Source organism: Mesorhizobium sp. CC13 (genome assembly GCF_039907765.1).
Lineage (GTDB): Bacteria > Pseudomonadota > Alphaproteobacteria > Rhizobiales > Rhizobiaceae > Aminobacter.
Window position 1 is genome coordinate 13994 of the sequence record NZ_JARDJI010000013.1, and the last position, 13322, is coordinate 27315.

Annotated in this window: 11 protein-coding genes; 9 read left to right on the forward strand and 2 right to left on the reverse strand. The window is 65.2% G+C overall.

Annotation, left to right across the window (positions count from 1 at the left end; genetic code table 11):
• Positions 1 to 8: 8 nt before the first annotated feature.
• Positions 9 to 500 (reverse strand): acyl-CoA thioesterase, encoded by a 492-nt coding sequence (locus PV773_RS17030; RefSeq protein ID WP_347967497.1) that lies wholly within the window; start codon positions 498 to 500, stop codon positions 9 to 11.
• A gap of 169 nt (positions 501 to 669) precedes the next feature.
• The gene (locus PV773_RS17035; protein WP_347967498.1) at positions 670 to 2772 is read right to left on the reverse strand and encodes a bifunctional rhamnulose-1-phosphate aldolase/short-chain dehydrogenase; all 2103 of its coding nucleotides are present in this window, start codon (positions 2770 to 2772) and stop codon (positions 670 to 672) included.
• Between the two features lie 236 nt (positions 2773 to 3008).
• On the opposite strand from PV773_RS17035, the gene PV773_RS17040 reads away from it, so the two are divergent.
• The 9 genes from PV773_RS17040 to PV773_RS17080 all read left to right on the forward strand — a co-directional run bounded on the left by PV773_RS17040 (position 3009) and on the right by PV773_RS17080 (position 13307).
• On the forward strand, positions 3009 to 3785 hold the full coding sequence (locus tag PV773_RS17040) for a DeoR/GlpR family DNA-binding transcription regulator (RefSeq protein ID WP_347967499.1): 777 nt from the start codon (positions 3009 to 3011) through the stop codon (positions 3783 to 3785).
• On the forward strand, positions 3782 to 5191 hold the full coding sequence (locus PV773_RS17045) for a carbohydrate kinase (RefSeq protein WP_347967500.1): 1410 nt from the start codon (positions 3782 to 3784) through the stop codon (positions 5189 to 5191). The genes PV773_RS17040 and PV773_RS17045 overlap by 4 nt, the downstream gene beginning before the upstream one ends.
• Entirely contained in the window at positions 5188 to 6702 is a 1515-nt protein-coding gene (locus PV773_RS17050) for a sugar ABC transporter ATP-binding protein (protein ID WP_347967501.1), read from the forward strand. The genes PV773_RS17045 and PV773_RS17050 overlap by 4 nt, the downstream gene beginning before the upstream one ends.
• Complete coding sequence (locus PV773_RS17055; protein WP_347967502.1) at positions 6702 to 7700, forward strand: ABC transporter permease; 999 nt, start codon at positions 6702 to 6704, stop codon at positions 7698 to 7700. Before PV773_RS17050 ends, PV773_RS17055 begins: the two co-directional genes overlap by 1 nt.
• Positions 7701 to 7710: 10 nt before the next feature.
• A complete protein-coding gene (locus PV773_RS17060; RefSeq protein ID WP_347967503.1) occupies positions 7711 to 8658 on the forward strand; it encodes an ABC transporter permease in 948 nt (315 codons plus the stop codon).
• Between the two features lie 59 nt (positions 8659 to 8717).
• Positions 8718 to 9824 carry a substrate-binding domain-containing protein gene (locus tag PV773_RS17065; protein ID WP_347967504.1) on the forward strand — a complete coding sequence of 369 codons (1107 nt, stop codon included), beginning with the start codon at positions 8718 to 8720 and terminating at the stop codon, positions 9822 to 9824.
• Positions 9825 to 9926: 102 nt separating this feature from the next.
• Positions 9927 to 10988, forward strand: coding sequence for a class II aldolase/adducin family protein (locus tag PV773_RS17070; protein ID WP_347967505.1), 1062 nt, complete (start codon positions 9927 to 9929; stop codon positions 10986 to 10988).
• A 211-nt stretch (positions 10989 to 11199) separates the two neighbouring features.
• Positions 11200 to 12474 (forward strand): FGGY-family carbohydrate kinase, encoded by a 1275-nt coding sequence (locus tag PV773_RS17075; protein WP_347967506.1) that lies wholly within the window; start codon positions 11200 to 11202, stop codon positions 12472 to 12474.
• Positions 12474 to 13307: a TIGR01459 family HAD-type hydrolase gene (locus PV773_RS17080; protein ID WP_347967507.1), complete on the forward strand. Its 834-nt coding sequence runs from the start codon at positions 12474 to 12476 to the stop codon at positions 13305 to 13307. The genes PV773_RS17075 and PV773_RS17080 overlap by 1 nt, the downstream gene beginning before the upstream one ends.
• The last annotated feature ends 15 nt before the right edge of the window (positions 13308 to 13322 follow it).

Genomic DNA, 13322 nt, shown 5'->3' on the forward strand with positions numbered 1-13322 from the left:
GCCGACCGCTAGCTCGGGTCGGCCGTCGCCGCGGCCCGGAAGCGTGCTTCGAACTCCCTGCGCAGTTCACGGCGCAGCTCGGCTGCGCGATGCCGCCTTCGGTCGATGTCGGTCGACGGAATGAAGGCCGGCACTTGCGAAGGGCGGCCGTCGTCGTCCACGGCCACCATCGTGAAGTAGCAGGAATTGGTGTGGCGCCGCTGGCCGGAGCGGATGTTCTCGGCTTCGACGTGGATGCCAATTTCCATCGAGGTGCGGCCCGCGAAATTGACGGACGCGCGGAAAGTGACCAGTTCGCCGACATTGATCGGTTCCCGGAACACCACCTGATCGACCGAAAGCGTTACCGCGTATTTGTTCGAATAGCGCGAGGCACAGGAGAAGGCGACGCGGTCGAGCAGATTGAGCAAGGCGCCGCCATGCACCTTGCCGCTGAAATTGGCCATTTCCGGCGTCATCAGCACGACCATTTCGAGCCGCCGCGTGTCCCTGTCTTCCACGTCCTGTCCTCCTCCTGAATGGCCAATGCCGCCGCGAAGCGGCGGTTCTATCCTGGCCAGTGTAGAGGAAAAGCCCGGCTGGGACCGGGCTTTTTGGGCGTGCGGACAACGTAGTCGAAGAGGTGGGAGCGGATGCGCAGGCGACAGGTTCCGCTGGGATGCTCGCCCCTCAGCGCGTGAAGCTCTGGGCGTTGCCGGCGTCGACATTGATGATGTTGCCGGTCGACTTGGCCGACATGTCGGAAGCGAGGAAGTAGACCGCCTCGGCAATGTCTTCCGGGAAGACCGAGCGCTTCAGCATCGAGCGCTTGCGGTAGTGCTCTTCGAGTTCGTCCGGCTGCATCGCATAGGCTGCGGCACGCTGCTCGCGCCACTCGCCGGTCCAGATCTTCGAGCCGCGCAGCACGGCGTCGGGGTTAACCGTATTGACCCTAATCTGGTGGTCCGCCCCCTCGAGCGCCAGACAGCGGGCGAGGTGGATTTCTGCCGCCTTGGCGGTGCAGTAGGCCGCCGCATTGGGCGATGCCGCCAGCCCGTTCTTCGAGGCGATGAAAACGATATTGCCGCCGAGTTGCTGCTGCTTGAAGGTGCGGAACGCCTCGCGCGACACCAGGAAATAGCCCTTGGCGAGGATGTCCATGTTGCGGTTCCACATCGAAAGTTCCGTGTCCTCGATCGGCGCCGACGACGAGATGCCGGCATTCGAAACCAGGATATCGACACCCCCGAACTCGACGGCGCTGTCGGCATAGGCCGAGGTGACGCCCGCCTCGTCGGTGACGTCGAGGCGCACCGGCCGCACGAAATCCTTGCCGAACGCCTTGCCGAGTTCCTCGTGCGCGGTGGCAAGGGCCGCCTCGTCGATGTCGGCGATGACAACGCACGCGCCCTCGCGCAGGAGGCGGACGGCCGTCGCCTTGCCGATGCCGCCGGCGCCTCCCGTGACGAAGGCGATCTGCCCGGCCAGCGATTTCGGCTTGGGCATGCGCTGCAGCTTGGCTTCCTCGAGCAGCCAGTATTCGATGTCGAAGGCCTCCTGCTCGGGCAAGCCGACATAGGTCGACACCGAAGACGCACCGCGCATGACGTTGATGGCGTTGACGTAGAATTCGCCTGAAATCCTTGCCGTTGCCTTGTCGGCGGCGAACGTAAGCATGCCGACGCCGGGCATCAGGTAGACCACGGCGTTGGGGTCGCGCACGGCAGGCGAATCCGCATGCTTGCAGCGGTCGTAATAGGCCTGGTAGCCGGCGCGGTAGTCGTCCAGCGCCCTGGGCAGCGCCGCAATCACGGCATCCACATCAGGCCTTGCAGGATCGAAGTCGATCACCAGCGGCCTGATCTTGGTGCGCAGGAAATGGTCGGGGCAGGAGGTGCCAAGTGCCGCGAGGTCGCGCAGACGGTGCGAATTGACGAATTCCAGCACCGTGTCGCTGTCGTCGAAATGACCGAGCTTGCGCACGCCCTGCTGCGAGATCATGCCGCGGATGCGGGGCATCAGCCGCGCGGCGATCGCCCGGCGCTCGGTTGCCGGCAACGGCTTCGTCGCCGCGCCGCCGAAGGCCGGCTTGCCCTTGGTCTCCTGCTCGAACCAGTCGATCGCCTTGTTGATGGTGTCGATCGTGGTCGCATAGCACTCCTTGGGCGTGTCGCCCCAGGTGAACAGGCCGTGGCTTTCGAGCACGACGCCCTTGGCATCTGGGTTCTCCAGGCAGAATTTTTCCAGCCAGAGGCCGAGCTCGAAGCCCGGCCTCTTCCAAGGCAGCCAGCCGATCTCGTCGCCGAAGATCCTTGCTGTCAGCGCCTTTGAATCCTTCGCAGCCGCGATCGCGATGATCGCGTCGGGGTGCATGTGGTCGACGTAAGCCCTTGGCACATAAGCATGCAGCGGCGTGTCGATGGAGGCAGCGCGCGGATTGAGGTTGAAGGTGCAGTGCGGCAGGTAGCCGACCATCTCGTCCTCATGCGCGAGCCCGCGATAGAGCCCCTTCAGCGCCCTGAGCTTGTCCATGTAGAGCGTGGCGAAACCGTCGAGCTTGATCGAGGCGCTGTCCCCGCCCGATCCCTTGACCCAGAGCACTTCGACCTCGGCGCTGGTCAGCGGATCCCTTTGCGTGACCTTGGACGAGGTATTGCCGCCACCATAGTTGGTGACGCGCTTGTCCGAGCCCAGGATGTTGGAGCGATAGACCAGCCGCTCCGGCTCGCTCATGGCGGCCGCCTTGGCGTCGTCCCACAGATTTGCCAGCCGCGTGGAGTTGGTGTCGAGCATGTCGGAATCCTCCCGGCGCGAAACAGCGGGCGCCGCTCTCTTTTGGCGGTAAAATCAGGCCAAGCCATGCGGTTTGTCAATCGTAAAAAGATTGAACTCAATCATTGTGCGTCGCAGTATGATTTAGATGCGGCGCGGTATGAGTAATTTTCATCACAAATCGCTTGCGCTGGAATCTGATTTGCGTAAGTTAACTCATGGCGCAGCCTTTTCGCGAAGCCATGGGAGGTGTTTTCGTGAACGACCTGGTCCGTCAGCGGCAGATCATCGAGCTTTTGCGCGACCGGCCCTTTGCGTCGGTGCGCGATCTGCAGGAGCATCTCGGCGTCTCCGCTGCCACCGTGCGGCGTGATATCGACAAGATCGATGAGGCGGGCAGTGCCCGCAAGGTCTACGGCGGTATTTCCGCGCTCGACGGCGCGGCGCAGGGCACGGCCTTCGCGCGTCCTTATGACGAAAACCGGGACCTCGCCGTCGAGCCCAAGCGGCTTATCGCGGAACTGGCGGCAACCATGGTCGCCGACGGCGATGCGGTCATCGTCAATGGCGGTTCGACCTGCTTCCACCTGGGCGTCAAGCTGGCCGACCGCAATGTCCGCCTGTTCACCAACTCGATGCCGCTGGCCGGTTATCTCGGCGAGAATGGGAAGTGCAGCCTGACGCTCGCCGGCGGCGAGCTGCATCGCGAACCCCGGGTGATCTATTCGCCGTCGCAGCCGATCAATTTCTATGCCTCGAAATTCTTCCTCGGCGCACAGGGGATCAGTCCTGACGGCCTGCTAGAATCGCATCCCTTGATGGTGCGATCGATCCAGGAGCTCAGCCGCAACGCCGACCAGATCGTCGTACTTGCCGACAGCCGCAAGTTCTCGATCCACGCCCGCAATGTCGCCCTGCCGCTTACGCGGCTGGCGATGGTCATCACCGACGACGGCCTCTCCGACCAGCACGCCAAGATGCTTGAGAGCGCGGGTATCGCGCTGCGCATCGTCTCCAATGGAGGCGGTGCATGAGCGGCGCGCTGGCAGTCTTCGATCTCGGCAAGACCAATTCCAAGCTGTTCGTTTTTTCGCCAGACGGCATCTTGCTCGACGAGCGCCGCACCAAGCCCGTCTGGCGGGATTTTCGTGGGCGGAGCGTGCTCGACGACGAGCGCCTCTTCGGCTGGATGAACCACGAACTGGCCGAAGTCGCAGTGACGCATGGCGTAACGCGGCTGATGATATCAGCCCATGGGTGCGCGTTCGCATTGGTGCGCGGCAACGAACTGCTGCATCCGATCCTCGACTATGAGCAGGAGGTTCCGGAAACGGTGGCCCGTGCGATCGACCCGATCCTGCCTGACTTCTCCGAGACCTATACGCCGTGGCTGCCTTTGGGCTTCTCCATCGCCCGTCACATCTATTGGCTGCAGACCGAAGAGCCGGAAGTCTTCTCCGGTACCGAGGCGATCCTCTGCTATCCGCAATTCTGGGTCTGGCGGTTCTGCGGCCGAAAGCTCGCGGAATGGTCCTATCTCGGTGCGCACAGCCAGCTTTGGGCGCCGCTGAAGCGCGACTACAGCTCGCTGGTCGAACGTCTCGGCTGGCGCGACCGGTTCCCGGCGATAGCCCCGGCAGGTGCCGTCGTCGGCGAGGCGAGCGTGACCATGGCCGATGGCAGCACCCGCGCCATTGCCGTGCACAATGGCGTGCACGATTCCAACGCGGCACTGGCCTACTACCGCATGACCGGGCTGAGCGATTTCACCCTGGTCTCGACGGGCACCTGGGTCATCATCATCAATCTCGATTGTCCGCTCGGTGCGCTCGACCGGGAGCGCGACATGATCGCCAACGTCACCGTCAATGGCGAGCCGGCGCCTTCGCTGCGCTTCATGGGTGGGCGCGAATACGACCTCATCAGCGACGGCTGGAACAAGCCGATCTCGCAAGAAGCGGTCGAGCGGGTGATCGAGCGAGGCATCTTCGCCATGCCGTCCTGGGCCGCCGGGGGACCTTTCCCGGAGACCAAGGGGCGCATCATCGGCGGCGATGTCAGCGGCGAGGAGCGGGCGGCGGTAGCCGTGCTCTATGTCGCCATGATGACCGACCTTTCACTCGACCTGATCAAGTCGGAAAATCTCCTCGTCGTCGATGGCGGGCTGGCGAAGATCGACCTGTTCACCGCGATGCTGGCTGAACTCCGTCCAACGCAGATCATCGTGCGCTCGACGATGAGCGAGGGCTCGGCGACGGGCGCTGCGGCGCTGGCCTTCAAGGCGCTCGGCCTCCAGCCGTTCAAGGACGAGACCGTGCCGGTGACGGCGAGCCGCATTCGCGGTCTCGACGCCTATCGTGCCCGTTGGCGCGAACTGGCCGAGGGCGCGCGAGCCGCTGCCCGGGCGGCGAAGCCTGATGCGAAGGAGGCGAGCCGATGAGCAGTTCGACTGCCTACGTCAGCCTCACCGGCATGTCCAAGTCCTTCGGCGGCGTAAAGGTGCTGAAAGAGGTAAGCTTCGACGTTCGTCCCGGCGAAGTGCATGCGCTCCTCGGCGAAAACGGCGCCGGCAAGTCGACGCTGATCAAGATGATGTCGGGCCTCTACATGCCCGACGCCGGTACCATCGTGGTCGACGGCAAGGACGTGAAGTTCTCCTCGACCCGGGACGCTGCTGCCGTGGGCATCGCCACCGTCTACCAGGAGCTCCTGCTCTTTCCTGAGCTGTCGGTGGCCGAGAACGTGTTCCTGGGCAACTATCCGCGCACGTCCGCCGGCATCATCGACTGGGCCGAGGTGCGGCGTCGCACCCGCGGGCTGCTCGACCAGCTGGATACCTTCGACCTCGACGTCGACGCGAAGGTGCTCACCCTGTCGGTCGCGCAGCGCCAGCGCGTCGAGATCGCCAAGGCGCTGAGCAAGAACGCACGCGTCCTGATCATGGACGAGCCGACTGCCTCGCTGGTCGAGTCCGATGTGCAGCGGCTTATGGCGATCGTACGGCAACTGCGCGAGCGCGGCGTCGGCATCGTCTATGTCAGCCATCGCATGCCGGAGATCTTCGCGCTAGCCGACCGCGTGACGGTGCTGCGCGACGGCGCCCATGTCGCGACGAGGGACATCGGCGAGGTCAATGAGAACCAACTCGTCTCGATGATGGTCGGCCGCTCGATCGAGAGCCTGTTCCCGAAGGCGCAAGCAACGATCGGCGACATCGTGCTCCGGGTGAAGAACCTCAATCACGGCCGCCATGTCCGCGACATCTCCTTCGAGCTGAGGCGCGGCGAAATCCTCGGCATTGCCGGCCTTGTCGGCAGCGGCCGCACCGAGCTGGCGCTGACGCTGTTCGGCATGTCACCGGCAACCTCGGGCGAGATATTCATGGAGGGCAGGGCGGTCCGTATCGGCTCGCCGCGCCAGGCGCGCGATCTCGGCATCGCCTATGTGCCGGAGGACCGCGGCATGCAGGGGCTCGTGAAGTCCATGGCCATCCGCAAGAACGTGTCGATGGCGACGATCGAGAGGCTGTCCTCGGGTATCTTCATCAAGGCCGGCGAGGAGGCGCAGCGCGCCCTCGACGCCGTCAAGCGGCTCAGCATCCGCTGCCGCAACATCGGCCAGCCGGTCGGCGAGTTGTCGGGCGGCAACCAGCAGAAGGTGGTCATCGCCAAGTGGCTGGAGACCATGCCGAAGGTGCTGATCCTCGACGAACCGACGCGCGGCGTCGATGTCGGCGCCAAGGCCGAAATCCATACGATCATGGGAGAGCTGGTGAAGCAGGGTGTCGCCGTCATCATGATTTCGAGTGAGCTGCCGGAGGTGCTCGGCATGAGCGACCGCGTCCTGGTGATGAGCGGCGGCCGTATCACCGGCGAGATCGGCCGCACCGATGCCACTCCCGAACGGGTCGGCGCTGCCATGACCGCACATCGCACAGGGGAGGCGGCGTGATGTCGACGACAGTCGAAGCCACCAGCCGCGCGCGCCAGATTCCGGCACGCCCCGGCTTCTTCAAGCGGCTTTTCGCCGAATACGGCCAGGAGATCGTGGTGCTCGCCGCCATCGTCGCCCTGTTCGCCGTGGTGACGATGGTCAATCCGCGTTTCATCAGCGCCAACAACCTGACCACCATCTTCTCCGGCAACGCCTATGTCGCGGTCGCCGCCATCGGCATGGCGATGGTCATCGTCACCGGCAACATCGACGTCTCCGTCGGTGCGCTGATCGGCGTTCTGGCGACGATTTCGGGCTCGCTTGCGGTCGCAGGCTACCCGATCTGGTTCGCATGGCTGGCCCCGGTGCTGGTCGGCATGGCGGTCAACGCCGTCATCGGCGTGCTTGTTGCCTATGCCCGAATTCCATCCATCGTCGTGACGCTCGGTGCGCTGTCGATCCTGCGCGGCGGCCTGATCAGCGTCACCGGCGGTACCTGGATCACCGACCTGCCGCCCGACTACCTGATCGCCCAGAAGCAGGTTCTCGGCCTGCCAGTGCCGTTGGTGTTCATGGTCGTGCTGACGCTGCTTGCCGCCTTCTGGATGCGCTACACCGCCTTCGGCCGTTCGCTCTATGCCATCGGCGGCAATGCCGAGGCGGCACTTGCTACCGGCATCCCGATCGCGCGCCGCACCGTCGCCGTCTTCGTCATCCATGGGGCCTTTGCCGGCCTGGCCACCATCCTGTTCGCCACCCAGCTGCAGGTCATCCAGTCGACGGTGCCGCCAAATCTCGAACTGACCGTCATCACCGCAGCTGTCATCGGGGGCGTGTCGATCCTCGGCGGGTCGGGCACGGTCGTCGGCTCGACGCTGGCGACCATCCTGTTCGCCACCATCGGATCGGCCCTGATCTTCGTCAACGTCTCGGCCTACTGGCTGCGCGCCGTGATCGGCCTGCTGATCCTGGCGACTGTGCTGGCCGACATGCTGCGCCGGCGCGGCAGAGGCTGAGGGGCACGAGATGAAGCTGAAGTCCCTGATCCGCCACGAGACGTTCCTGGCCCTTTTGCTTGTCGTCGTGCTGGTCGTGCTTTCGTTCCAGTCGGACCGCTTCTTCACCGTCGACAACCTGCTCAACCAGGGCCGGCTGATGACAGAGATCGGCCTGATCGCCATTGCCATGACCTTCGTCATCGCCACCGGCGGCATCGACCTGTCGGTCGGCTCGATCCTCGGTCTGACCGCCATCCTGACCGGCGTGTTCTGGCAGAATGTCGGCCTGCCGCTGCCGGTGGCAGCAACAGCGGCGATCGCGGCCGGTACCTTCGCCGGTTTCGTCAACGGCGTCATCATCACGCGCTTCCGCGTGCCGCCGCTGATCGCTACGCTGGCGACGCTGGCGCTCTACCGTGGGCTTGCCGAGGGCATCAGCCAGGCGCGCTCGGTGCGCGGCTACCCGGAGTGGTTCTACCTGCTCGGCCAGCGGGACGTGCTCGGCGTGCCGACGCAACTCTGGATATTGTTGCTCGCGGCCGTCGTCGCCTCGGTCATCCTCGCCTACACGACCTGGGGCCGCACGGTCTATGCGGTGGGTTCCAACGAGGTCGCCAGTCGCTTCTCCGGCCTGTCCGTCGAGAAGACCAAGCTCGCGCTCTACACAGCCTCGGGCTTCGCCGCGGCGGTCGCCGCCGTCATCTTCGTCTCGCGGGTTTCCACCACGCGCTCGGACATGGGTACCGGCATCGAGCTCGACGCCATCACGGCCGTCGTCCTCGGTGGCACCTCGATCTTCGGCGGGCGCGGCACGGTTGTCGGCACCATCATTGGCCTCTGCCTGATCCAGGCGCTGAAGAACGGCCTGTCGCTTGCCGGCATCAAGGGGGACGGCACGATCATGCTGATCGGCGCGGTCCTTATCCTGGCGATCCTCGCCAGCAATCTCTTCGAGAGGAGCGGCACTCGAACCTAAGGAGAGCAACGTCCTTCACTGCCGCTCTAAAGTGTCCGGACGATCAATTGGAGGATGGAATGCGTAACGTAGTACTTTCCGCGCTTCTGGCGTTGTCCTTCTCGACAAGCCTCAGCCATGCCCAGTCCGCCTGGACGGGCGGCGACGACCTGCCCACCAATCCGCTGGCATGCGACGCAACACCCGCGGCCGCTGCGGCCAAGCCCTATGACGGCGGCCAGCCGACCAATGCGCCCGACCGCAAGGGCAAGACGATCAAGGTCGTCGACGTGCCGAAGCTGGTCGGCATCGGCTACTTCAACGCCACGTCCAAAGGCATCGCCGACGCAGCCAAGGAAATGGGCACGATGGACGCCAAGACCGACGGACCGTCCAAGGCCAACATCGACGACCAGATCACGCTGATCGACAACTACATCACCTCCGGCGTCGACGGCATCCTGTTTGCCGCCAACGATCCGGTCGCCATCGCGCCCGTGCTGAAGAAGGCGCTCGGCGCCGGCATCAACGTCGTCGGCTACGACGCCAACTCGTCGCCCGATGCTCGCCAGTGGTTCGTCAACCAGGCCGAGTTCAACGGCATCGCCAAGGCTATGGTCGATTCGATGGCCGCCGAAATCGGCGACGACGGCGCCTTTGCCATCGTCACCTCGACCTTCACCACGCCGAACCAGGCGCGCTGGATCGCCGAGATGGCTGCTTACCAAGCCAAGTGCCATCCCAACATGAAGTGGCTCGAGACCGTCGAGGCGCAGGAAGACAACATCCTGTCGTTCAACCAGTCGAACACGCTCATCAACAAGTATGGCGACGAGCTCAAGGGCATCTTCGGCATGACCAGCGTGGCAACGCCGGCCGCCGCCGATGCCGTGACCCAGGCCAAGAAGTGCGGCAGCGTCGCCGTCGTCGGACTCGCCACGCCGAACGCGATGAAGCCCTATGTCGGTGCCGGTTGCGTCAAGTCTGTGGTGCTGTGGAACCCGGTCGATCTTGGTTATGCCGCGGCCTACGTGCTGCGCGCTGTCGCCGACGGCACACTGGTTCCTGGTGCTACCTCGGTGAAGGCCGGCAAGCTCGGCGATCTCTCCGTCATCAACGGCTCGGAGATCCTGCTCGGCGCACCGACCGTCTTCACCAAGGACAACATCAACAACTTCGACTTCTGAGGTTGCGGCGGGAGACGCGGTATCCGCATCTCCCCACTCCCGGAGATGGCCGGCGACCTGACTGCCGGCCAACTTCATCCTGCTCTCGAAAGGACCGTGGTCATGCCAGAAGCGGCCGGCTGGCAAGCCGAACTCGAACAACTGAAAGCCGTGTCGGCCCGCATCGGCGGCGATCCGCTGCTGACGCAGGGCGCCGGCGGCAACACCTCGCTCAAGGTCGGCGGCGCGCTGTGGATCAAGGCGTCAGGCACGTGGCTCGCCCACGCAGCCGAGCGCGACATCATGGTACCGGTGGAGATGGCGCCGCTGGTCGCAGCGGTCGAGGCCGTCGATCCCGCCGCCGAGCAGGCGCACCAGTTCACGGTTGCCGCCCTCAACAACTCGGGCCTGCGCCCGTCAATCGAAACGACGGTGCATGCACTGATGCCGCAGCGCGTCGTGCTGCATGTCCATTGCGTCGATACAATCGCCTACGCCGTGCGCAGCGACTGCGTCGGGCAGGTCGGCCCACGCCTGGCGGGGCTCAAATGGGCCTATGTGCCCTACGCGCGGCCGGGCCTGCCGCTGGCGCTCGCCATCGCCGAGCATCGCGACAAGCGGCCCGACGTGCTGATCCTCGCCAATCATGGGCTGGTCGTCGCCGCCAATACGGTGGGGGAGGCGGAGGCCTTGCTCGATGACGTCAAGGCGAGATTGCGCATTGTTCCGCGAAAGGCGCCTGAGGCGCGCAACGACAAGCTGCTCCAACTCGCGGCAGGCACCGACTACAGGCTACCCCGATCCGAGGCCTCACATGCCGCCGCGACCGATGCTGCAAGCATCGCCTTGGCCGCAAAGGGCAGCCTCTACCCCGACCATGTCATATTTCTAGGAACCGGCTCGGCGATAGCGCGGGAGGCCGAGGACGTTGCCGGCGTGGTCGCGCGCCTCGGCGCATCTCCGGTCTCGATCCTGTTTCCCGGCACGGGTATCCTGATGCGCAACGACGCGACGCCGGGAGCCGATGCCATGGCCCGCTGCCTTGCCGATGTCCTTGCCCGTATCCCCGACAACGCGCCGGTGCGCGTCCTGACGGCCGAGGAGCATATCCAGCTGACCGACTGGGACGCCGAGAAATACCGGCAGGACCTGGCCCGCAAGGCTGCGGCCAAGAAGATCGCGTGACGATGGCTGCGCAAACCTTCACCTACTACGGCTGTTTCCTTTCCACGAAGGTGGTGTTGTTACGTCCCGAGGCACCCCCACCCCTAGCCCCTCCCCACAAGGGGGAGGGGGATTTGGCGCGCGGCAGCTCCCCCTCCCCCTTGTGGGGAGGGGCTAGGGGTGGGGGTATCCTTTGCCAACATAACATCGGCATGCACCGAGGTGCCCGGCAATGACACCCCTCGCCATCGGCATCGATCTCGGCACGTCGGGCGCCCGCGCCGTGGCGATGACGCATGACTTCGAGATCGTGGCGCAAGGCGCCGCCAAACTCTCCGACTTCGGCGGCAACCCGCGCGACCCGAAAATCTGGTGGCAGGCGGTCGAGGCGGCGTTGAACGCCGTGCTTGCGCAGGTCGACCGAACCTGGGTTCATGCAATTGCCGTCGACGCCACCTCGGGCACGCTGTTGCCCGTCGATGCCGAAGGCGCGCCGCTCGCCGAGCCGCTGATGTATGACGACAAGGTGGGCGATGCCGCGCTGCTCGCCCGCATCGCCGCCGTCATCCCGGCGGAAAGCGCTGCCCACGGTGCCACCTCCGGTCTCGCCAAGGCGCTGGTCTTCCAAGATGTGGCTGGCGTGGCGAAGGTTCTGCATCAAGCCGACTGGATAGCCGGACGGCTGGCCGGACATTTTCGCACCACCGACGAGAACAATGCGCTGAAAACGGGCTACGACCCGATCGACCGCCGCTGGCCGGACTGGATCGCGGCGACGGGGCTGAGCACCACCTTGCTGCCGCGCGTGGTGGCGCCCGGCACGCCGCTCGAGACCATCGCCCCAGACATGGCCGGTGCGTTCGGCCTCAGCGAAGAGGTCGAAATCATTGCCGGCACGACCGACGGATGCGCTTCGTTCCTGGCGACCGGCGCCGACAGGCCGGGCGACGGTGTTACTGCGCTCGGCTCGACGCTGACGCTCAAGCTGCTCAGCGACCGGCCGATCTTTGCGCCCGACTTCGGCATCTACAGCCATCGCATCAACGGCACCTGGCTCGCCGGCGGTGCCTCCAACAGCGGCGGCAAGGTGCTGGCGCATTTCTTCTCCACCGACGAGATCTCGCGACTGTCCGCGGGGATCGACGCCAATGTTCCGACCGGCCTCGATTTCTACCCTCTCATTGAACCCGGCGAGCGCTTCCCCGTGATCGATCCGGCTTGGCCGCCACGGCTCGACCCGCGCCCCACCGATGATGCCGACTTCCTCAAGGCCATGCTCGAGGGCATTTCGGCCATCGAGAAGCTCGGCTACGACAGGCTCGCCGAACTCGGTGCCCCGCCGCTCCGCTCCATGCGCAGCCTCGGCGGCGGTGCGACGAACCCGGCGTGGACGGCGATCCGAGAGATGCGGCTCGGCGTGCCGTTCCTGCCTGCGCACTCCCAGGAAGCGGCGGCCGGAACGGCGCGGCTGGCGCTGATCGGCCTCGAAGCGGTGGGAGATCTGTGATGTCCACCCAACTCGATGGCATCCGCGACCTGGCCGAGCGCTTCGACGTGTTCATTCTCGACCAGTTCGGTGTGCTACACGACGGCACGGCTCCTTACCCGGGCGCTGTCGAGGCGCTTGTATGGCTTAAGCAGGCCGGCAAGCGCACGCTGCTCTTGTCGAATTCGGGCAAGCGCTCGGCACCCAACGAGGCGCGGCTGGCAAAGCTCGGTTTCGTGTCCGGCAGCTGGGACCATTTCCTGTCCTCAGGCGAGGTCGCCTGGCAGAGCCTGCGCAAGCAGCTCAGCAATGAAGCGGGCTTGCGTTGCCTGCTCATCGCCCGTGACGGCGACCGTTCGGCGGTGGAGGGCCTGCCGCTGACATTGGTCGACACGGGCGAGGAAGCAGACATCGTGCTGCTCTCGGCCAGCGAGGGCGACCGCTACGACCTCGACCACTATCGCCGGCTCCTCCAGCCCGCGGCTGCTCGGGGTATCAGGTGCCTCTGCACCAACCCGGACAAGATCATGCTGACCTCGGTCGGCCCGCGCTTCGGCGCCGGGCGCATCGCCGAGCTTTATGCCGAACTGGGCGGCGAGGTCGCCTGGATCGGTAAGCCGTTCCCCGAGATCTATGCGGCAGTCCTCGACTTGCTCGGCCGTCCGGAACCTTCACGCGTGGTCTGCGTCGGCGACAGCATCGAGCACGACATCGCCGGCGGGCAGGGCGCAGGACTGCGAACGGCGCTGGTGATGACCGGGGTCCTGGAGACGAGCAGCCAGGCCGAGCGGGACAGACTGTTCGCCGAGCATCGTGCGACGCCTGATTTTCTTGTGCGGACATTTGCGTGGTGAGGCCGCGCTGGAGGA

Excerpts from the sequence above, each read along its gene's own strand:
- PV773_RS17035 (WP_347967498.1), bottom strand. The coding sequence starts at position 2,772 with ATGCTCGACACCAACTCCACGCGGCTGGCAAATCTGTGGGACGACGCC.
- PV773_RS17045 (WP_347967500.1), top strand. The coding sequence starts at position 3,782 with ATGAGCGGCGCGCTGGCAGTCTTCGATCTCGGCAAGACCAATTCCAAG.
- PV773_RS17050 (WP_347967501.1), top strand. The coding sequence starts at position 5,188 with ATGAGCAGTTCGACTGCCTACGTCAGCCTCACCGGCATGTCCAAGTCC.
- PV773_RS17055 (WP_347967502.1), top strand. The coding sequence starts at position 6,702 with ATGTCGACGACAGTCGAAGCCACCAGCCGCGCGCGCCAGATTCCGGCA.
- PV773_RS17060 (WP_347967503.1), top strand. The coding sequence starts at position 7,711 with ATGAAGCTGAAGTCCCTGATCCGCCACGAGACGTTCCTGGCCCTTTTG.
- PV773_RS17065 (WP_347967504.1), top strand. The coding sequence starts at position 8,718 with ATGCGTAACGTAGTACTTTCCGCGCTTCTGGCGTTGTCCTTCTCGACA.
- PV773_RS17070 (WP_347967505.1), top strand. The coding sequence starts at position 9,927 with ATGCCAGAAGCGGCCGGCTGGCAAGCCGAACTCGAACAACTGAAAGCC.
- PV773_RS17075 (WP_347967506.1), top strand. The coding sequence starts at position 11,200 with ATGACACCCCTCGCCATCGGCATCGATCTCGGCACGTCGGGCGCCCGC.
- PV773_RS17080 (WP_347967507.1), top strand. The coding sequence starts at position 12,474 with ATGTCCACCCAACTCGATGGCATCCGCGACCTGGCCGAGCGCTTCGAC.